At 70.5% G+C, this 20,012-nt stretch carries 16 protein-coding genes; 9 read left to right on the forward strand and 7 right to left on the reverse strand.

Annotated features, from left to right (window positions below; all coding sequences use genetic code 11):
- Positions 1 to 199: 199 nt before the first annotated feature.
- On the forward strand, positions 200 to 994 hold the full coding sequence (locus OHA84_RS34395) for a VOC family protein (protein ID WP_266973821.1): 795 nt from the start codon (positions 200 to 202) through the stop codon (positions 992 to 994).
- A gap of 105 nt (positions 995 to 1,099) precedes the next feature.
- Here the strand turns inward: OHA84_RS34395 and OHA84_RS34400 are convergent, their stop codons facing one another.
- The 5 genes from OHA84_RS34400 to OHA84_RS34420 form a co-directional block, all read right to left on the reverse strand.
- A complete protein-coding gene (locus tag OHA84_RS34400) occupies positions 1,100 to 1,882 on the reverse strand; it encodes a calcium-binding protein (RefSeq protein ID WP_266967846.1) in 783 nt (260 codons plus the stop codon).
- Positions 1,883 to 1,950: 68 nt separating this feature from the next.
- Positions 1,951 to 2,763 carry a calcium-binding protein gene (locus OHA84_RS34405; RefSeq protein ID WP_266967845.1) on the reverse strand — a complete coding sequence of 271 codons (813 nt, stop codon included), beginning with the start codon at positions 2,761 to 2,763 and terminating at the stop codon, positions 1,951 to 1,953.
- Between the two features lie 276 nt (positions 2,764 to 3,039).
- Complete coding sequence (locus OHA84_RS34410; RefSeq protein WP_266967843.1) at positions 3,040 to 4,038, reverse strand: DUF916 domain-containing protein; 999 nt, start codon at positions 4,036 to 4,038, stop codon at positions 3,040 to 3,042.
- A 60-nt stretch (positions 4,039 to 4,098) separates the two neighbouring features.
- A complete protein-coding gene (locus tag OHA84_RS34415) occupies positions 4,099 to 6,048 on the reverse strand; it encodes an RICIN domain-containing protein (RefSeq protein WP_371591535.1) in 1,950 nt (649 codons plus the stop codon).
- 355 nt (positions 6,049 to 6,403) lie between these two features.
- Entirely contained in the window at positions 6,404 to 7,417 is a 1,014-nt protein-coding gene (locus OHA84_RS34420) for a metallophosphoesterase (RefSeq protein ID WP_266967842.1), read from the reverse strand.
- A gap of 539 nt (positions 7,418 to 7,956) precedes the next feature.
- Between OHA84_RS34420 and OHA84_RS34425 the strand changes: the two genes are divergently transcribed.
- Positions 7,957 to 8,940, forward strand: a complete 984-nt coding sequence (locus OHA84_RS34425) for a LacI family DNA-binding transcriptional regulator (RefSeq protein ID WP_266967840.1) — start codon at positions 7,957 to 7,959, stop codon at positions 8,938 to 8,940.
- Between the two features lie 22 nt (positions 8,941 to 8,962).
- On the opposite strand, the gene OHA84_RS34430 is transcribed toward OHA84_RS34425, so the two are convergent.
- A complete protein-coding gene (locus OHA84_RS34430; RefSeq protein WP_266967838.1) occupies positions 8,963 to 10,213 on the reverse strand; it encodes an ROK family transcriptional regulator in 1,251 nt (416 codons plus the stop codon).
- A 140-nt stretch (positions 10,214 to 10,353) separates the two neighbouring features.
- Here OHA84_RS34430 and OHA84_RS34435 point away from each other — a divergent pair, with 140 nt between their 5' ends.
- Genes OHA84_RS34435 through dgoD form a run of 5 tightly spaced genes read left to right on the forward strand, consistent with a single transcriptional unit; the run spans position 10,354 to position 14,824 of the window.
- Positions 10,354 to 11,319, forward strand: a complete 966-nt coding sequence (locus tag OHA84_RS34435; RefSeq protein WP_266967836.1) for an SMP-30/gluconolactonase/LRE family protein — start codon at positions 10,354 to 10,356, stop codon at positions 11,317 to 11,319.
- Positions 11,316 to 11,942 carry a bifunctional 4-hydroxy-2-oxoglutarate aldolase/2-dehydro-3-deoxy-phosphogluconate aldolase gene (locus tag OHA84_RS34440; protein WP_266967834.1) on the forward strand — a complete coding sequence of 209 codons (627 nt, stop codon included), beginning with the start codon at positions 11,316 to 11,318 and terminating at the stop codon, positions 11,940 to 11,942. Before OHA84_RS34435 ends, OHA84_RS34440 begins: the two co-directional genes overlap by 4 nt.
- Positions 11,939 to 12,880: a sugar kinase gene (locus OHA84_RS34445; protein ID WP_266967832.1), complete on the forward strand. Its 942-nt coding sequence runs from the start codon at positions 11,939 to 11,941 to the stop codon at positions 12,878 to 12,880. The genes OHA84_RS34440 and OHA84_RS34445 overlap by 4 nt, the downstream gene beginning before the upstream one ends.
- A gap of 49 nt (positions 12,881 to 12,929) precedes the next feature.
- Positions 12,930 to 13,682 carry an SDR family NAD(P)-dependent oxidoreductase gene (locus OHA84_RS34450; RefSeq protein WP_266967830.1) on the forward strand — a complete coding sequence of 251 codons (753 nt, stop codon included), beginning with the start codon at positions 12,930 to 12,932 and terminating at the stop codon, positions 13,680 to 13,682.
- Positions 13,679 to 14,824, forward strand: a complete 1,146-nt coding sequence (gene dgoD, locus OHA84_RS34455) for a galactonate dehydratase (RefSeq protein WP_266967828.1) — start codon at positions 13,679 to 13,681, stop codon at positions 14,822 to 14,824. Before OHA84_RS34450 ends, dgoD begins: the two co-directional genes overlap by 4 nt.
- 128 nt (positions 14,825 to 14,952) lie before the next feature.
- Here dgoD and OHA84_RS34460 read toward each other — a convergent pair whose 3' ends face one another.
- Positions 14,953 to 15,864: a peptidoglycan-binding protein gene (locus OHA84_RS34460; RefSeq protein ID WP_266967826.1), complete on the reverse strand. Its 912-nt coding sequence runs from the start codon at positions 15,862 to 15,864 to the stop codon at positions 14,953 to 14,955.
- 919 nt (positions 15,865 to 16,783) lie between these two features.
- On the opposite strand from OHA84_RS34460, the gene OHA84_RS34465 reads away from it, so the two are divergent.
- Positions 16,784 to 18,424, forward strand: a complete 1,641-nt coding sequence (locus OHA84_RS34465) for an RICIN domain-containing protein (RefSeq protein ID WP_266967824.1) — start codon at positions 16,784 to 16,786, stop codon at positions 18,422 to 18,424.
- Positions 18,425 to 19,004: 580 nt separating this feature from the next.
- Positions 19,005 to 19,940, forward strand: a complete 936-nt coding sequence (locus OHA84_RS34470) for a substrate-binding domain-containing protein (RefSeq protein ID WP_371591537.1) — start codon at positions 19,005 to 19,007, stop codon at positions 19,938 to 19,940.
- Positions 19,941 to 20,012 lie beyond the last annotated feature (72 nt).

A 20,012-nucleotide genomic window follows, 5' to 3' on the forward strand; every position in this document is an offset into this window, starting at 1 on the left:
GCACGGGCGTGGTCGCAGCGCCGGCCACACACCGGACGAGCAGACGATCTGCGGCGGGCCGGAGCGCGCGCGGAGCGTTGCCACCCGCTGCCGGCGAGCGGCGCGACGTCACCCGTACGGCCCGGTTCGGGGCCTGGGGGGCGGGTAGGGGACGGCCCGTCCTTCCCCAGCGTCACAGACGGAGGCATCCGTGCCCGACATGAACGGCCCCTACAAGCCCGGCACCCCGTGCTGGATCGACCTGATGGTTCCCGACCAGCAGGCGGCCATCGACTTCTACCGCGACCTCTTCGGCTGGCAGGGCGAGGTCGGACCCGCCGAGCAGGGCGGGTATGCCGTCTGCACCCTCAAGGGCAAGCCGGTCGCCGGGATCATGAAGGCCATGAACCCGGACGGCAGCGTCCCCGACCCGCTGCCGCCGACGGTGTGGACCACCTACCTGTCCACCGACGACATCGACGGCACCCTCAAGTCGGTCGGCGACGCGGGCGGCACGGTCATGGTGGGCCCGATGGGCGTCATGGACCTCGGCCGGATGGCCGTGATCGCCGACCCGACGGGCGCGGTCGTCGGCCTGTGGCAGCCGGGCAGCTTCGACGGCGCGGGCATCGTCAACGAGCACGGTGCGCTCATCTGGAACGAGCTGACCACCGCCGATCTCCCGGCCGCCTCCGCGTTCTACTCCTCCGTCCTGCCCGTCACCACGGCCCGCTCCGAGATGCCCGGCGCCGAGGGGTACATCGAGTTCAAGGTCGACGACCGCGCGGTCGGGGGGATGATGGACTTGTCGAAGCTCCCGCCGGGTGTTCCCCCGCACTGGCAGCCGTACTTCCACGTGGACAGCGTCGACGAGGTCCAGGCCGCGGCCGTCCGCGCCGGCGGCAGCGTCCTCGCCCCCGCCTTCGACATGGCGGCCGGCCGGATGGCCGTGATCGCCGACCCGCAGGGCGGAGCCTTCTCGGTGATCACCGCGTCCGCCCCCGACCGGCCCTGATCCTCGAAGGTCACACCGCCCCGCCGTGTCCCGGAGCACCGTCACGGCCCCGGACCCGGCGGGGCGTCACCGCCCTGCCGTCACCCGCGGCGAGTACCGCCGCTGTCAGGGGCAGTTGACCATGGTGTCGCCGGAGTCGCGGGTGCAGGAGTCGACCGCGAGACCGCCGTCGAGGTTGTCGTTGGCGTTGACGCCGTCGACGGCGTCGAGGGTGTCGGTGCCCTCGTCGCCGTTCAAGGTGTCGTTGCCGGCTTCCCCGATCAGGGTGTCGTTCCCGGCGTTGCCGTTGAGGGTGTCATTGCCCTCGTTCCCGTTCAGCGTGTCGTTCCCCGGGCCACCGCTGATGGTGTCGTTGCCGCCCAGCCCGAAGATGGTGTCGTTGCCCGGCCCGCCGTTGATGGTGTCGTTGCCCGGAGTCGCGGACGCGGAGCCGAGTGCGCCGGCCGGTGCGTCGCCGATGAGGCGATCGGCCTGCGGGCCGCCGTTGAGCTGGTCCTTGCCGCTGCCCCCGTAGAGGGTCGCGGGGGCGTCGAGGTTCGGGGAGACGGTGATGGCGTCGTCGCCGTCCTGGCCGTCGACCTGTACGGCCGTGGGGACGGGGCACTCCGCGCCGCCCTGTGAGCTCGGCTTGCAGGGGGCCGCCGCCCGTAACTCCGCCGCCGTGTCCGACACGAGGACGACGCTGCCCTGACGGCGGACGGTGATGTCATTGGCCACACCCTGGCCGGCGGTGACGAGCAGTGTTCCGCCGGACATCTCGACCACCGTGGCGCTCGCGAGGTCTCGGGGTCCGGCCGTGAGCGGCGCGGCCGAGGCCGAGGTGCCGCTCAGTGCGGCCCCGAGGAGGACTCCCGCCGCAAGCAGCGTGCGGATGTGTCGCATCGTCATGTGAGGTGTCTCCTTCGTCGTGGGCACGTGCGTGGCGGGCAGGTCCCCGCATGGATCCTGGCTGTGGGTCACGGGCAGTCGGTGACGCTGTCGCCCAGGTCGGCCCGGCAGGTGTCGTCCTGGGCGCCCCCCAGGACGTAGTCGTTGCCACTGACTTCGTCGACGGCGTCGAGGTCGTCCCGACCCGGGCCGCCGTCCACATAGTCGTTGCCGGTGCCCGCGATCACGTGGTCGTTGCCGTTGCCGCCGCTCACCACGTCGTTTCCCGCACCGGCGTTGATGATGTCGGAGCCGCCCCGGCCCTCGATCGAGTCGTTGCCCGGGCCGCCGAAGAGCCGGTCCGGTCCACTGGAGCCGGTGAGCGTGTCGTTGCCGCCTCCCCCGGAGAGGAAGTCGGATCCCTCGTCGCCTTCCAGGGTGTCGTTGGCACTCCCGCCGTAGAGAGTGTCGTTCCCGGCGCCGCCGACGAGGGTCACTCCGGGACTCGCGAGGAAGGACGTGACGTCGTCGTCCTGATCACCGGCGTTGACGACGAGTTCGGTGAGGCCGCCGGCTCCCGGACAGGCGGCTTCGTTGGCGCTGATCGGGGTGCAACCGCCGAGTGCGGTGACGGTGTCGCCGGTGTCCCTCACCCGGATCGTGTCGCCGACCTGCCACACGGAGATGGTGTTGCTCAGGCCCACGCCTGCGGTGACGGTGACGGACGTGCCCGCCTTGCTCACCAACGTCCCGGACGCCGACGTGCCCGTCGCCGAGGTGCCGGAAGCCGGGCTGTTGGCCGGCCTGGTGTCAGGGGTCGCGCCGGCCGGGCCGGCGAAGCCGAGGGTGAGACTGAGTGCTGTTGCCGTGAGTGCGAGGGTGCGAGGTAACGCCTTGTCCATGATCTGCCTCCTGGAAAGAGTGCGGGGACATCGGGCCGGCCGAGCAGGGGGAGACGCAAGGATTCTCAGAAACACTCAGAATCCAACTCATCCCCACAGAATCAATCAGCGCTGGAAGGTTGCGCGTTCGGGGGCCTGGTGTCAAGGGCCCCCTACGGCCCACGCGACCCTGTGGGAGCCCCGACCTGCGCGAAACCGCACTCCACCGAGCACGTACACCACCGACTTCGGCCACATGTCGGCTCGATCGCATGGGTCCGTCGGTCGAAAGGGAGCTCACTCGTGATCGGAGGACCGTGCTGCCCGCGCTGCCGGTGCTGGTTGTGCTGCCGGTACCGCCTGCGCCGCCCGTACCGCCTTGCGCCTGCGACGAAGGACCGTCAGTCCGACGGCTGACAGGAGCGCCAGGCATCCCGTGAGGAACCACGGCACTTCCAGGAAGCCGTCGGATCCGGAGCCGCGGGAGTCGTCCGCGGTCGCCGTCACGCTCACATCGCCCCAGCCGACGAGGGGTGCGCCGGGCCAGGACGCGGAGAGCCGCACCTTCTGTCCCGGGAGGAGTTCGGCGGGCACGTTCGTCAATCGGCGCTCGGCGGGCCCTCCCAGGTAGACCCCGCCCACGTGGACGGAGACCCGGGGATCGAGGCTCACATTGCCCGTGTTGCGCAGGGTGTAGGAGACGGTGGACTCGGCGGCGCCGGTCCACGGTATCGAGGGGTTCCGTGCGGTGAACCGTACGTCCTCGACGGTGACGCCGGGCCGTTCCGGTCCGTCGACGCGCAGGTAGATCCTGGCTCCTACGCCGCGCTGGACGCCGAGGTGGGAGCCGGTTCCGGGCTGCACGCGGTCATCCACGGCCACCAGGGCTCCGACGTGGTCGCCGGGCGAGGCGTCCTGCGGAATACGCAACGTGATGCCGACCGTCACCGCCGAACGCGGCGGAACCGTGATGACGTCCCGCTCGGGCTTTCCCCAGGCGCCGACGTCCCGCTGGGTCTCCTCGACGCCGCGCACGGCCAGTCCGCCGTCGCGTTCCGTGTTGTGGGCGTCGGCGACGTACAGGCGGAACGTCATGGCCCTGTCCGTGGTGTTGCTGACGACGGCACGGTCGGAGAGTGTCGTGCCGGGGCGGGCCGGGAGCTGGAACGCGGCCCGCGGCGTGATCGCGGAGTCCGCGGGCTTGACCGACCATTCGCCGTTGTCCGCCGCGCCGGCCGGTGCGGGGGAGAGGGCCGTCAGGACAAGGAGGAGGAGGGCGACGGAGGCTGCGCGCATGGCTCTTCAGCTTTCTGGGCGTCGCGTGCCGGACGCGTGGCGTCCGGCACGCGGGCGCGGTCAGAGGAGGGTGAGGGTGAGGGTTCCGGCGTACTCGCCGACGGGCGTGTACTTCGGGACGTCAAGGGACACGGCGGCGTCGGCGGTGAACTCTCCGCCGGTCACGTCACCGTCGGGCGAGGAAGCCAGGGTCGCACCGTCCTTTCCGACGGTTCCCGGACTTCCCGCGGTGCACGTGCCGGGGCTGTCGGCCTTCGTGGTGCACGTGGGCGTCCAGGTGAGCCGGTTGGCGTCGATCTTTCCGCGCGACCCGGCGAAGTCGGTGACCTTGCCGGTGAGTGACCAGCCGGCCTTGCCGCCGCGGAAGTCCTTGACGCCCACCGTGTTGAGGTGTCCGGTCGAGGTGCCTCCGGCACCGAAGTCGACCGGGGGCAACCGGACGGGGTCCGCCGTGGTGGACATGGTGAGCATGCCGGCCTTGACCGAGGTGGTGAGCTGTTGGTCGGCCGTGCCGGGAGTCGGGGGTTGGGTCGGGTCCGTGGGGTCGGTCGGATTCGTGGCGGCGTTGACCTTCCACGCCTGACCGGCTGATCCGTCGCACTCCGACTGGACGACCTTGGCCCCCGCCGCGTCGGACCCGCCCTGGGTGTCCAGGCACTTGCCGCTGTGCCGGGCGACGATTTGGACGAAGCCGTCGGGGAGGGTCTCGAAGCGCCAGCGCTGGTTGTCCCCCCACCCGCAGTCGTACTGTTTGACCTCCGCCCCGTCAGCGGTCGACTTGTCCGCGACGTCGAGGCACTTCCCGCTGTGTTGGGCGAGGACGCGGACATGCCCGTTGTTGTTGTCCGTGAACCGCCACTGGCTGTTCAGGCCGCCGGCGCACTTCTCCCGGGTCACCGGAGCCTGGTTGTCGGAGAGGCTGTCGGGCACGGTCACACAGGCGCCGCCCTGCCGGCCGGTGATCGTGTGCAGGGGGTCGCCCCCGGAGCCGGAGACCCGGCCCGTCCCCGTGTCGATCGCGACCTGGGGGTACCAGGGAAGAGTCATGCTGGTGGCCGTCGGGAATTCCAACGGGAGCCACACGTAGGTCGAGTCGTTGACCCGCTTGGGGTCGGCTCCCACACCCGCCCACCGGTCTCCCATGTAGAGGAAGGAGGTGGTGTCGCTGCCTTCCACCGGCAGGACGAACGCCGTCTGCGAGTGGTGGCCGTCGTGGCTCCCGACGTCCCTCATCGGCGACCACGGTCCGGTGATGCTGGTCGCGGTGGCGTACTTCTGTTGGTTCGGATTCCAGTAGCTGGTTCCGGAGGTGAGCATGAAGTAGACGTCCCCGCGCTTGAACAGGGCGGGAGATTCACGGTGTTGGCCGGGCCATGGGTTCGCCACCAGCTGCTTCACCTGCGTGTAGTCGTCGCTGAGTTCGTAGATGTGGAGGTCGGCGTTGTGGTTGGCGGAGGAGATCATGTAGGCCTTGCCGGCGGCCTTGTCCTCGTACACCGTGATGTCGCGGGACATGTGCTCGGCCCCGGAGGCGTCCTTCGGGCGGAAGGAGCCCTTCCATTCGTACGGGCCTTCCACCGTGGAGGACACCGCCACCGCGGCCCGTGCCTCGGCGTAGGAGTCATCCGCCTCCTTGTGCATCCACATCACGTACTGCTTGGTCTTCTCGTTGTAGAGGACCTTGGGGCGCTCGATCACCGCGGAACGGACCTCGGGGTCGGCCTCCTGGGTCAGGGCATGGCCGCGGGGTTCCCAGGTCTTGAGGTCTTTGGAACGGTACGTCGACACGAAGCGGAACTTGTTGTCCTCGCCCCGGTCCTCGCCGAACCAGTAGTAGTAGTCGCCGACTTTGAGCACTCCACCGCCGTGTGCCTGCACCCCTGCCCCCGAGGTGTCCGGGAACTGGGTGCCGGATTCGGAGGTGACGGGTGCGGCCAGCGCCGTGGGCGCTCCGCCCAGGACGGGGAGGAGCAGGCTCAGGCCCACGAGGAGGGATCTCACTCTTCGCATGCAGATCCTTGATGTCACCGCGCGGTCATGGCACCTGCGTGAGTGGAAGGTCCCGCCCCCCACTCACACAGGAACCAACATTTCTGCGCGTAAATCAACATTTGTGTCCAGAGAGTGGCCCGCTCGTTGCCTGAATGTCAACAGCTCGTAAACACTGATGACTTCTCGTGTATGGCGCCGGAGCGGAGAGTCACCCCTCCTGGGCGTGCCGGCTTCTGCGCGCACCTCTTGCCCAAGTCGCCCTGACCGTAGAGGGGTTCGCCTCCTGTGTGATGCCGGCGGTCAGGTCTGCGGTGCTCGGGGAAGGAGATGCGCACGCGCGCCCGAAGGTTGCCCGCGGCCCGCGGGCACCTCGTCAGATCCTGGCGGCCAGGGGGACGGAGATCTGCTTCAGCCAGCGCCCTGCCGCGAAGTCGCGGGCCTTGACGACGACGCGATCCCGGTGCACCTCGACCTGGAGGCCCTGGTTGAAGACGCCGGGAACGGTGTGCTCACCGCCCTGCCCGTTGTCGGTGAAACCGGTCTGCACCGCACCCGTGTTGAAAACGGAGAATCCGTCCAGGTTCGCGGTGCCGGGCACCACGCGCCGTACGTGCCAGTCGGACAGGGCCAGGTTCCAGTGCGTGTGCCCGCTGAAGAGGAACACGTCCCGGTGGCGCCCCAGCAGGCCGAGCAGTGCGTCGGCCTGGAGGTAGTCGCTCATGTAGAGCTTGTTGCGCGTACCCGAGACCGTGTCCGGCAGCGGGTGGTGGGCGATCACCATGACCGGCTTGCGACGTCCGGACCAATAGCGCAGCCGCTCCTCCAGCCACAGCAACTGCGCCTCGCTCAGCCACACCTCGTCCCAGAGCTCGGGGTTGTGGTAGTGCATGTAGCGCTCGGTTCCGATGCTGAGGACCGGTATCCCGTCGAACGTCGTCTCGTCGTACACCCTGCCGCGTCCGGCGAAGCGGTGGAAGCTGCGGAACAGGGAGTCCTCGGTGGTGCCGTTGGGCCAGGTCGACAGGGCGAGTGTCTGCGGATCGGAGTACTTGGGGACGTAGAACTCGTGGTTGCCGATGGCCCAGGCGACCTTGCGCGGGCTTGGGCCGCGCTCCAACACCTGCCGCACCGCCGCGTACTCGAAGTCGTAGCCGCGCGGGGTGATGTCGCCGGCGACGGCCAGTCCCGCGCTGTGCGGGGCGGTGGCGGCCATGTCCTTCAGGGCGACGGTCAGGTCGCCCAGGTCGCCCTGGATGTCGCTGATGACGTTGAAGGTGCTGAGGGGTGTGGCGGCCCGGTCGGGTGTCCGCGCTTGCGCGGTCATCGGCGTTGCCGCGCCGAGGGCGACGGCGCCGGCCGTCGCGGTGAGCAGAGATCTGCGCTTCATGGAGGGGTCCTTCCGCTGTCGGAGACGCGGGCTCGGATGAGACCCGCAGTTGGGTCTAGACCCGTTATGTCTACGCAACCAAGGAGGCCGACAGGTGAATGCCGCGCGACGTCTTGCCTGATCGCGGACGGAGTCGACGTCGAGGTTGCACGGGCCCACAGGAGGGGCTCCTCCCCGTATCCGCACCGCACTACAGGGGAACACCCGTGCTCCGCACCGGGAAGAGGTCCATCCGCGCGCGTCCTGGTTACGCAAACACACGCGGGCTCGGGGCGAGTGTCGAAGCGGTGGGGGGCCGTGTCAAGGAAACCGGCGAGTAGCCGGCGCGAGCCCGGTCACCGCTTGGGGTCCGATCCGCGTTGTCGACGTCGTCCTTCGCTGAATCCCGGTGGCCTGCCCGTCCCCGGGTGGGTAGCGCTAACATCCGTACGGAGTGCACGCAGTTCCCTTGGAAGCCCCGGTTCGGAGGTCCGGTTCACATGCCGCGCGAAGTCGGATCACGATCACCCAGGTCCCGTCCGCTGCGCCAGTCGCCCTCCATGGCCGACGTGGCCGCCATGGCGGGAGTCTCCTCGCAGACGGTCTCCCGTGTGGCCAACAACCGGGAGAACGTGGACGCGTCCACCCGCGAGCGGGTGCTGGCCGCGATGAAGATGCTCGGCTACCGGCCCAACACGGCCGCGCGGGCGCTGGTCACGGGCAGGTTCGGGACGCTGGGCGTCATCAGCTTCGACATCAGTGCCTACGGCAACGCCAGGACCTTCGCCGCCATCACCGACGCCGCGCGTGAAGCGGACCTCTTCGTGAACTTCATGGGAGCCCGGGCGCAGACCGGCGCCGCCGTGCGCCAGGCGTTCCAGCAGCTGATGGTGCAGTCGGTGGACGGCATCATCCTGATCGAGTCGCAGATCCTCGACACCCCCGAACTGCGGCTGCCGTCCGCCGTCCCCGTGGTCTTCGCCGACGGGGACACCGGCCACCGCTACGCCAACGTCGACATCGACCAGGCCGAGGGGACCCGCGGCGTCGTGGCCCACCTGCTGGGTCTCGGCCACCGAACGGTCTGGCACGTCGCGGGACCGCGCGACTCCTACGCGGCGCGCCGCAGGGCCGAGGCGTGGCACCGCTCGCTCAAGGACGCGGGCGCCGTCGCGCCGCCCCTTCTGTACGGGGACTGGTCCGCGGCCTCGGGGTACCGCGCCGGACGTGAACTGGCCACCCGTCCGGAGGTGACGGCGATCTTCGCAGCGAACGACCAGATGGCCCTCGGCGTCATGCGTGCCCTGCACGAGGCCGGGCGGCGCGTGCCGGACGACGTCAGCGTGGCCGGATTCGACGACGTCCCCGAGGCCGCGTTCTTCCCCGCCCCTCTCACCACCGTCCGGCAGGACTTCGACGCCGTCGGCCGGCACTGCGTCGAACTGCTCCTGGAACAGATCGGCGGCGAGGGCGGAACCCCGCGCCAGGCCTCGGTGGCGCCCGTCCTGGTGGTGCGCGAGAGCACGGCGGCCCCGGCCGGCTGAGCCGGCCGGGCGCCGGTCCGCCTCAGGGCGTCCGTTCCCTCGCCGCTCTGGCTGCGCGACGTCCTGCCGCCACGGTGCCGAAGGTCTCGCGGTCGTCGAGGAAGCCCTCCAGGGCGAAGGTGGCCGCCCCCAGGGTCACGGGGTTGTCCGCGACGGTGCTCAACCGGCAGGTGAGCGCCTGCAGCGTCGCCGGGAGGGCGTGTTCCGCGATGACGTCGCGGGTCTGCCGTAGCAGCGGCTCGCCGAGCCGATCCGCCACCCGTCCGCCGAGCACCAGGGCCTGCGGATTGAACAGGTTGAGGAGATCGGCGGCGGCCGTCCCCAGATAGTGGGCGGTCCGCGCCACGGTCTCGGCGGCCACGGCGTCTCCGCGCGCGCAGGCGTCGGCGACCTTCGCGACGACGACGTCCTCGTCGGCGTCCAAGAGTGGACTGTTCTCGTCCAGTTCCCGGACGGTCCGGGCGATGCCGCGCGTGCTGACGTAGGCCTCCACGCATCCCCGCCTGCCGCACCGGCACTCCCGGCCGCCGGGGACCAGGCAGGTGTGACCCCATTCGCCGGCGCTGTTGGTCGCGCCCCGGTACAGCGCTCCGTCGATCGCGATGCCCGCGCCGACGCCGGCCCGGAGGGTCACCACGACGAGGTCGTCGACCTCGCGTCCGGCCCCGAACCACATCTCCGCGACGGTGCCGGCCTTGAGCGGGTTGTCCAGGTACAAGGGCATCGGCAGACGCTCGGCGAGGAGCGAACGCAGCGGTACGTCGCGCCAGGACCAGTACGGCGAGAAGACCGACACGCCGCCCTCGCGCTCCACGTGGCCGGGAACGCTGACACCCGCGCCGAGGATGTGCGTGGACGTGCCCGCGGTGTCCGTCAGGCCCTCCACCCCGGCCACGATGGCCTCGACCACGTCCTCCGGCCGCACATCGGCTTGCGGAAGGGGCAGCCGCACGCTCCGCAGCACCGTGAGCGCCAGGTCGAACAGCTCCACCTGTACGGACGTCTCCGCGACATCGATCCCGATCAGGGTCCCGCGCTCCGCGTTGACGGCCAGGCGCGCCCTCGGGCGCCCGCCCTTCGAGTCCTCGTGGCCGGCCTCCGCCAGGACGCCCGCCTCCAGCAACTCCGCCACGAGGTTGGCCACGGTCGCGAAGGACAGCCCGGTCGCGGCGGCGATCTCCTGCCGGCTCACCGGGCCGGCGGCGGCGAAGACGCACCTCAGTGCGTCGAACCGATTGCGGCGGCGGATGTCCTGTGCCGTGCGTTTGGCCATGGGGCGGCGTCCTCTCACCCTGCCGGCGGGCAGAGACGGTAGTACTGACGCCCGAGCTTATTCCAGACGTTGGACGATTACTATGTACAAGGGTTAGAGGAAGTCCTAGAGTTTCGCCGTCGGAAGTGAGGAGCGACATCATGCAACTGACCGCACTGCCGTGCGCACCCGTGCCCGGACTGTTGACCGAAGGACCGGTATGGCACGCCGGGCACGGTGACGTGCTGTGGGTGGACATTCCCGCGGGCCTCGTCCACCGGGCCCCGTTGGTGGCCCGCGACGACGACAGCGGCCTGCCGGACCTGGGGCCCGGAACCACCGTGAGCCTCGACCGGCCCGTCGGAGCGGTCGCGCTCCGCGCGTCCGGCGGGCTCCTCGTGGCGGCGGGAACGGCCTTCCTGTACGTCGACGACGCCGGGGTGGCCACGGAGTTCGCCGCTCCGGACGTACCCGACGACGGAACGCCGCGTCGCATGAACGACGCCAAGTGCGACCCCGGCGGGCGACTGCTCGCCGGCACCATGTCCTACGACGGTACGCCCGGCGCGGGCAGCCTCTACCGCCTGGACCCCGACGGCACCGTGACGACCCTGCTCGACTCGGTCACCATCTCCAACGGCCTCGGCTGGAGCCCGAACGGCCGACTGCTCTACTACGCGGACAGCCCGACGCGCCGCGTCGACGTCTTCGACCACGACCCCGTCACCGGCGCGCTCACGGCCCGCCGCCCCTTCGCCGACACCGGCGCCGCCGGGGTGCCGGACGGCCTGGCCGTCGACACCGAGGGCAGGGTCTGGGTGGCGGTGTGGGGAGCCGGCCAGGTCCGGGCGTACACCCCCGACGGCGCCCTCCACGCCGTCGTGACCGTCCCCGTCTCGCAGGTCTCCAGTTGTGCCTTCGTCGGCCCCGACCTGGACCTCCTGGTGATCACCACCGCGGCCGACGGCCTGACCCCGCAGCAGCTCTCGGCGGAGCCGCTCGCCGGCCGGATCTTCATCTGCCGGCCCGGGGTCACCGGTCTGCCCGTCCCGCCCTTCGCCGACGATCCGACGCGCCTCCCCGCCCCCACCACCACCCCTCACCACTCCCGAGGTTCCGCATCATGACCGACCTGGCCCCCGCACTCGCCGCGGCCCCCGCGATAGCGATCCTGCGCTCGCACTCCCCGCGCCACTTCGCCGCCACCGCCGACGCCCTCCACGACGCGGGCATCAGAGCCGTCGAGTTCACGCTCACCACACCGGGCGTCCTGGACGCGCTGCGCGAGTACGCCGGGTCCAAGCCCGCCGGACTGGCCCTCGGCGCGGGGACCGTCATGACACCCTCCGACGCCGAGCGCGCCGTGGAGGCCGGCGCCACCTACCTCATCACCCCGGCCGTCTGCCTGGACGTCATCAGGGAGGCGCGCAGCCTGGGCGTCCCCGTGCTCCCCGGAGCCCTGACCCCGAGCGAGATCGTGGCCGCTTGGACGGAGGGCGCCACCATGGTCAAGCTCTTCCCCGCATCCACCGGAGGGCCGGAGTACCTGCGGGCCATCCGTGCCCCGCTGCCGCACATCCCGCTCATCCCCACGGGAGGCATCGCACTCGACCAGGCCCCCGCCTACCTGGCGGCTGGGGCGAGCGCCCTGGGGATGGGAAGCCCGCTGGTCGGAGACGCCTGCGAAGGCGGCGACCTGGACGCGCTGCGCGAACGGGCGGCCACGCTGCTGGACGGCATCCGCTCATGAGCGCGCTCGTCACACTGGGGGAGACCATGGCCGTCCTGGCTCCCGATCGGCCCGGCCCGCTCGCCACCGGCACCCCGCTCCGCCTGGGATTCGCCGGCGCGGAAGCCACGGTCGCCATCGGAGTCAGCCGCCTCGGACACCAGGCGTCCTGGACCGGCCGGGTCGGGGCCGACAGCGCCGGCACGATGATCCTCGACGGACTGCGCGGCGAAGCCGTGGACGTCACCCGCGCCCGTGTCGACCACACCGCGCCGACCGGGCTCATGCTGCGCGAGCGCCGCACACCGGACCACACCCGCGTCACCTACTACCGGCGCGGACTCGCCGGCTCCCGCCTCGCTCCCGAGGACATCGACCCCGAACTCGTCACCCGGGCCCGCGTACTGCACGTCACCGGCATCACCCCCGCCCTCGGCGACGCCCCTCGCGCCGCGGTCCGGCGCGCCGTCGACCTCGCCCGCACAGCCGGCGTCACCGTCTCCCTGGACCTCAACTACCGGGCCCGGCTGTGGACCCGGCAGGAGGCCGCGGCAGAGCTCTCCGACCTCGTCCACCTCGCCGACATCGTCTTCGCCGGCCCCGACGAGGCCGCCCTGGTCGTCCCCGAGGCCGAGCCCGGCACCATGGCGCGCACCCTCCTCGGACTCGGCCCGCGCGAGGCCGTCCTGAAGCTCGGCGCCCGAGGAGCCATCGCGGCCACCGGCAGCGGGGAGGCCGTCCAGGACATCGTCCCGGTCACTCTGGTGGACCCGATCGGCGCCGGGGACGCCTTCGTCGCCGGATACCTCGCCGGATACCTCGACGGCGCATCCCTCTCCGACCGCCTCCGCCTCGCCGCGACATGCGGGGCCTTCGCCGTGGCCTCGCCCGGCGACTGGGAGGGCCTGCCCCGACGCGCCGAACTCGACCTCCTCCACGGCGAAGACGTCACCCGCTGACCGGAGGTGCCCCGACACCCCGGCCCACGAGAACACAGGAAAGCAACCCATGAACCGATTCACAGGGCGAACCGTCGTCGTCACCGGCGCCTCGTCCGGCATCGGCGCGGCAAGCGCGGTGCGCCTGGCCACCGAAGGAGCGACTGTCGTCCTCGCCGACATCGCCGAGGAGACGGGTACCGCACTCGCCCGGAAGATCCGCGCCGCAGGCGGTCGCGCCGAGTTCATACGGTGCGATGTCTCCTCCGAGGATGATTGGAGCCACTTGAAGGACCGCACCCACGCGCTGTTCGGTCCGGTGGCCGTCGTACACAGCAACGCCTTCATCCACACCGACGCGCCCGCCCACGAGCTGACCGGAAGCGGCTGGGACCGTGAGCTGGCCGTCAACCTCAAGGCGCCCTACCTGGCCGTGCGGACGTTCCTGGACGACCTGCGCGCCGCCCGCGGATCCTTCATCGCCACGTCCAGCGTGCACGCGCTGTGCAGCCTGCCGGGCTACCCGGCCTACGCGGCGGCCAAGGGCGGCATCTGCGCGCTCATCCGGCAGCTCGCCGTCGAATACGGGCCCGAGGTGCGCTTCAACGCCGTGCTCCCCGGACCCATCCTCACCGAGAACTGGGAGGACGTGGACGAGGAGGGCCGCCTGCTCTCCGCCCGGGCCACGGCCCTCGGGCGGCTGGGCCACCCCGACGAAGTGGCCGCCGCCGTCGCCTTCCTGGCGTCCGACGACGCCTCGTACATCACCGGCACGAACCTGACCGTGGACGGCGGCTGGGCCGTGAAGAAGGAGTCCAAGTGAAGATCACATCCCTGCGCACCTACCTGGTCGCCCCCCGCTGGTGCTTCCTGCGCGTGGACACCGACGAGGGCATCACCGGCTGGGGCGAACCGGTCGTCGAGGGCCGCGCGCACACCGTCGCGGCAGCCGTCGAGGAACTCTCGGACTACCTCGTCGGCCAGGACCCGATGCGCATCGAGGACCACTGGCAGGTCCTCACCAAGGGCGGCTTCTACCGTGGCGGCCCCGTCCTGTCCAGCGCCGTCGCCGGCATCGACCAGGCGTTGTGGGACATCGCGGGCAAGGCCCTGGGGGTCCCCGTCTGGCAGCTGCTCGGCGGGAACGTCCGGGACCGGGCCCGGGTGTACAGCTGGATCGGCGGCGACCGCCCGAACGATGTCGCGGAACAGGCCGCGGCCCGCAAGGCCGAGGGCTTCACGGCCATCAAGATGAACGCCTCGCCCCAGCTGGAGCTCATCGACACGCCCCGGGCCGTCCGCGACATCGTCGAACGGGTGGAGAGCGTCCGTTCGGAGGTCGGCGACGGTTTCGACATCGCCGTGGACTTCCACGGACGGCTCACCCTCCCCATGGCACGTCGAGTGCTGCCGCTGCTGGAGCCGTACCTGCCGTTCTTCGTCGAGGAACCCGTGGTACCCGAGATGAGCGCCCACATCGGCGAGGTCGTCCGTTCCACCAGCATTCCCATCGCCACCGGAGAACGGCTCTACTCCCGTTGGGACTTCAAGCCGGTACTCCAGCAGGGGATCGCCGTCGCCCAGCCCGACCTGTCGCATGCCGGCGGGATCTCCGAGGTGCGTCGCATAGCGGCGATGGCGGAGGCGCACGACGTCTCGCTGGCCCCTCACTGCCCCCTCGGGCCGATCGCGCTGGCCGCCTGCCTCCAGGTCGGCTTCGCCACTCCCAACCTGCTGATCCAGGAGCAGAGCCTCGGCATTCACTACAACGCGGGATCGGACCTGTTGGACTACCTCACCGACCGGTCCGTCTTCCGGTACCAGGACGGTCACGTCGCCCTGCTCACCGCACCCGGACTCGGTATCGACGTGGACGAGAAGGCCGTCGAGCGGGCCGCCGAGACCGGCCATCGCTGGCGCAACCCGGTGTGGCGACGGGCGGACGGCTCACTCGCCGAATGGTGACCTGAGCGGGAGCCGCCGAGGCGCGTCCGCCCCCCGTTGGGCGGACGCGCCTTGCGGGCCTTGCGGGCCTCGCCGGCCTTGCGGGGCGCCGGTCGCCGGTCCGCCTGTTGTCCTTCGTCCCGCGCTCGTCAGGGCGTGAGGGATTCGAGCAGCCGTCGCGTGGTCGGGCCATAGACCCCGGGCGGGTCGCCGTGGATGCCGTGCGTGGCCTGGAACCGCGCGACCTCGTCCTGGAGATGGCGGTCGTAGCGACCACGCTGGGGCATGTCCCAGGACCCGATCCGGGTGAGACGGCGTTGTAGATCCACGACGTCGGGCCCCGTGTCGTGGCGGCGCAGCGTCGGCCCCTCGACGGGAGTCACCGGCGTGCCGGAAGGCGGCATCGTGCCCGGACCGTCGTCCGGCAGCGGCCCGTTGGGCGTCGCGGAACTCGGGGCCGTGGTACCGGCCGCGGGTGTCGTGGGAGCGGATGGCGCAATCGAGGGCGTGGTGGCCGGCAGACCGCGCCCGGCTGCCGGAGCGTTCCGCCGCTCACCGCTCGGGAGCGAGCCGGAGGGCCCGGGTCGCTCGGGCGTCTCGTCGGGCGTCGCGTCCGGTGTCTCGTCCTCGTCGACCACGTCGAGCCTGCTCGCGGGAGGGGGCGCCGTCACATCCTGGGTGTCGTGACCCCGTACGAGCGCGTACGCACCCGCGATGGCCGCGGAGCCGATCAGGGTGGCGAGCGCCGCGGTGATGGGGAGCGGACGCCGCCGCCGCTCGGGTTTCCGCGCCCGGTGGCCTCCCGTCCTGACAATGACCGCGGGCGGGCCGAACCTCTCGCTGCCGGGCGGTAGTTCGCTCTCGTGGACCACCTGCGGTATGACCCACGACACCGTGGTGGCGGTCGGCCCGTCACCCCGCGCGGGTTCGTGCAGGGAGAGGTACGGCCGCACCCACTCCTGGTCGAACTGAGCCGGAACGCCGGCGGCCGCGGTGTCGTGGGCCGCGACGCAGGCGCACCGCGGAAGCTCACCGCATCGAGGGCAAAAGGGGGTGCTCACGGGACTCCAGTCGGATTTCCGGGACATGCCGCAACAGCCCCTCGGCGCGCGGCGCCGCGCAACCCGGGAATTGTCGGTCCTGCATCGGGACGGGTAATTGACACCGCGTTCAACACGGGAAGATCGTTCGGCGGGGGAGGGGGTAACGGTGAATTCGAGGAGGGGGTGAACGGTGAACTTACTGGGTGTGAAGCGGGAAGATCCAGTCCAGTGGGGTCCCGGTTGATAACGATCCGCTAAATGTGCCCGCAGGGTCGCCTGACCCGCCCCCGGGGAATTGCCTCCGCTGGCAAGTGGAGCGGGAGAGGGTGTCCGAGGAAGGGGACGGCCGCGGAGCCGGGGGTCCACGGCGACCCGCCAGGATGTGTGGGCGGCGTGACGCCCGGTGTTCTGAAGTGCTCGATCTGGTGTCGTCGGCCGGCGGCCCATCCACGCGATCGCCGCCGGGGGAGAAGCCTGGGTGATTCGGTGCCTGGGGCTCCTAAGCCCGCCGGGCACCGCGCTGCCGAGCTTCAATGCACACGGTCATGCGGTTCGGGCGAAGAGGAGATCCTGGTGTTGACTTCCTTGCGTGTGTGTCTGATTCTGTTCGGTGTGAGGTCGTTGTCGAGCGGCCTCGTGTGTCCGACCCGGGCACGCCCGACCCTCCGGTGAGGGCAGGGCTCCGGCTCCCCGGGACGCGGCGCCAAACGCGCCGGTCATCTCGGTTCCTCGCCATACGGACACGCCGGCATGGCCCTGTGAAACCGGACCTCTCAGCGAGGGGAATCCCGGCATCGCGCCCTGCGTGTGAAGTGGAATCCGGCCCGAATTCTCTTGGGGCGGATATCCCGAATCGGCACCTGAAACAACTATCGGCAGGGGCGCCATGTCCTGAACAATGGGGCGACTTTCCACTCCCACCCAGGACGTTCCCCACGTGTCGACGAATCATCACTCCGCCGTGAGTCGGATGACCGACCAGCAACTGTGCGACGTCATCCGCACAGCGGACCAGGCCGCACCCTCGGCCGAGACCGAACTGCGACGGCGTCACCGGCCACAGGTCGCGGCCTTCGCCCAGGCGATCGGAAACGATCCCCTGCCCGCCACCCGAGCCGCCGACCGTGCGATGGCCCGGTTCATACGCACGCTGCTCTCCTCCACCGCCGAGTCCCTCGATCGACCACCTCGCCTGATGCTGCTGACGATCGTGTCTCCAAACGCGGAAGGAGCCGGACACCCCGCCGGATCCACGTCACCGGCGTCCACCGGCCACGTCGAGGAGAAGGCGACGTGGAACCCGGCCCTCCCGTCGGTCGTCCAGCGGGCATTCGCCAAGTTGCCCGCCCGTACCCAGGCGGTCCTCTGGCACTCCGTGGTCGAGGAGGAGCCGGACGACCGCGTCGCGGTGATCACCGGGGACCGGTCCGACCGCGTACCCGACCTGGCGCAAAGGGCGTTGGCCGCATGCCGTGACGCCTTCCTGGGAGTCCACGCGACGACGGCGCCCGCCCCGCACTGCCCCGCCTACGCCCGATTGTTGGCTGCGGCTGCCGAGCGGGCGGATGTGCGCGGGAATCCGGACCTGACGCGCCACGTCGACGCATGTCCCGGCTGCGCGAGCGCCCTCCGCGGCCTCGTGGCTCTCCGTGACACCCCCCGCACCCTGCTGGCCAGTGCGCTGCTCGGCCCCATCGGCTCCTTCCACCTGCTCGGGGGCGCCCGCATGGGAGCGGGCGTCGATTCCGGGCCGCCACTCCCGGCCGCGGTGGCACCGGCCAGGGGTCGGCTTGATCCGGACGACGACGGCCGAGGTCTGGCTGCCTTCCTTCGGAAACCGGCCGGGCGGGTCACCCTCGGCGTCGCGACGGTCCTCGTCACGACGGTGGCGCTCGCCGTGGTCGCTCGTCCGGCTTGGGGGCCCTCGGCGACCGGTACGGCGCCGCCGCGACCGCAGGCCGACGCAGGCAACGGCGCTGGATCCCCGGCACCGTCGCGGACCGCGCCGTCGCCCTCCTCGTCCGCCTCGCCGAGGCGATCCCCCCGGGCGTCACCGTCCGCCGAGGTGTCGGCCGGCGGTCCGTCCTCATCCAGCCCTTCGCCGACGGAGAGCTCCGCCGCCGGGCCCGCGCAGCCGTTTCGTGCCGTGGGATACGTATCGGCCGTCAACTCCGCCACCGGTCTGTGTCTGGACGTCCGTGGCGGTGCCTTCGCGAACGGCGTCGACGTGATCACCGCCCGGTGTCACGCCGGGGCGCCGGCGCAGCAGTGGCGGCTCGACGAGAAGGGACTTCTGCACAATGCCGCCAACCCGGGCTTCTGCATGGACGCGCGCGGTAGCACTGGGGACGGCGTGGGCGTCTGGTCGTGCTCGGCCCTCGGCAAGGTCACCGGAAACAACCTTGTGTTCTCCACCGACGCGGCGGGGCGCATCAAGCCCCGTATCGCACCGGGCTACGCCGTGACTTCGGGGAGCAGCGCGCCCGGCGCTCCTGCCGTCTTCGGCCCCACGAGCCCGGCGGCCGAGCAGCGCTGGAACGAATCCTCGGGGAGCGAAACCCCGAACGGGACACGTTAGCGAACATAGTCAAACATGAATCAGCGAATATCAACATGCCTTTGGAGTCGACGCGCGGCGTGCTCGGCGGGCGTCGTTCCGGCTCGGTCGTGCGCTCCGGGGGACGTGAGAGGGCCGCAGTTCAAGGTTAGGCAGGACGGAGAGCCGAGTGTGTCGTAGAAGGTCACGGGGGTGCATCGATCAGAAACCGCAGGTTCACACTGTTGACTTATGAAGGAAACAGCGCTTTTCTCTGTTGCATCAAGTTTGAAAGAGGCCGACCGTGAAGGATTCCTTCCTCCGTGCGGGAGTCGGTCCCTCGGTTGGTTCATCGTCGAGCGAGGCCGGAACGGCACTCCCTCGAACAACCTCGCCCGGCCCCACATCCTCGGGTGGCGAACGCGACGACAGCCGACCCCCATACCCACCCCCTCGCACGTGCCCCACTGGCCGCTTCTGTGCGACCCGTCCAAGCAAAGGGAACGACATGTTCACTCACCACCACCGCCGACCGGTAGCCGTCGTGGCTCTGGGTCTGGCTTCGATGCTCGTCTTGTCCGCGTGTTCCAGCGGTCAGGAGGCGACGGGCGGGAGCTCGGACGTGGGGAAGGTCGAGGGGAAGATCTCCCTGACCTATCTGCAGAAGCAGGGCGATCAGGAGTACTTCATCGGTGAGGCCGCCGGTGCGAAGGCGAAGGCGGCTCAACTCGGGATCGATCTGAAGATCGTGAACCTGGGCAATGACGCGAACAAGACGGTGAGTGAGGCGCAGGCGGCGATCTCGCAGAAGAGCAACGGGTTGATCGTCGTGGTTCCCGATCCGGCCGTGGGGCCGCAGGTCGTGCAGCTGGCGAAGGATGCCAAGGTGGCGTTGTTGACGTCGGACGACCAGATTTGCAGCACCGGCCCCGATCCGTCCTCCTGTGGTGCCGACGCGTTGGTGCCTCGTATCGGCTTCAGTGGTCAGCAGATGGGAGGCGAGGTCGGCAAGCGGGCGGCCGAGGAGTTCAAGAAGGCCGGCTGGAATGCCGCGGAGACCCGGACGATCTCGGCCTGGAAGCAGGACGTCACCGTGTGCACGGACCGGGTGAACGCCTCGAAGAAGGCGTTCACCGAGGGTGCCGGCGCGCCGGTCCAGAACATCGACGTGCCGACGGACAACTCGCCGACGGGGGCGCAGGACAAGATCGCGGCGACGATCACCGCGAATCCGGCGGTGAAGCACTGGGTGGTGTGGGGCTGCAACGACGAGAACGTCCAGGGTGGGGTCACCGCGCTGGAGAACGCCGGTTTCAAGGCGGACAACGTGATCGGTGTGGGTCTCGGTGCCTACCTGGCCTGCAAGAACTGGAGCTCTGACAAGCCCTCCGGGATGAAGGCCGCGCTCTTCATCAACGGCAAGGACGTCGGCGCCCTGGCCGTACAGACCATGTACGACAAGTTGAAGGACGGCAAGGACTTCCCGAAGGAAGCCTTCGCCCCGACCAAGATGGTCGACGCCTCCAACTGGAAGGACGCGGGAGTCACCTGCGGCTGAGCCCGCCCCGAGGCCAGGACGGGTACGGACCCGCCGCGGCGGCGCCGTACCCGCCACCCGTCCCGACCACCG

This window comes from Streptomyces sp. NBC_00513, from assembly GCF_041431415.1.
In the GTDB taxonomy this organism is placed as follows: Bacteria; Actinomycetota; Actinomycetes; order Streptomycetales; family Streptomycetaceae; genus Streptomyces.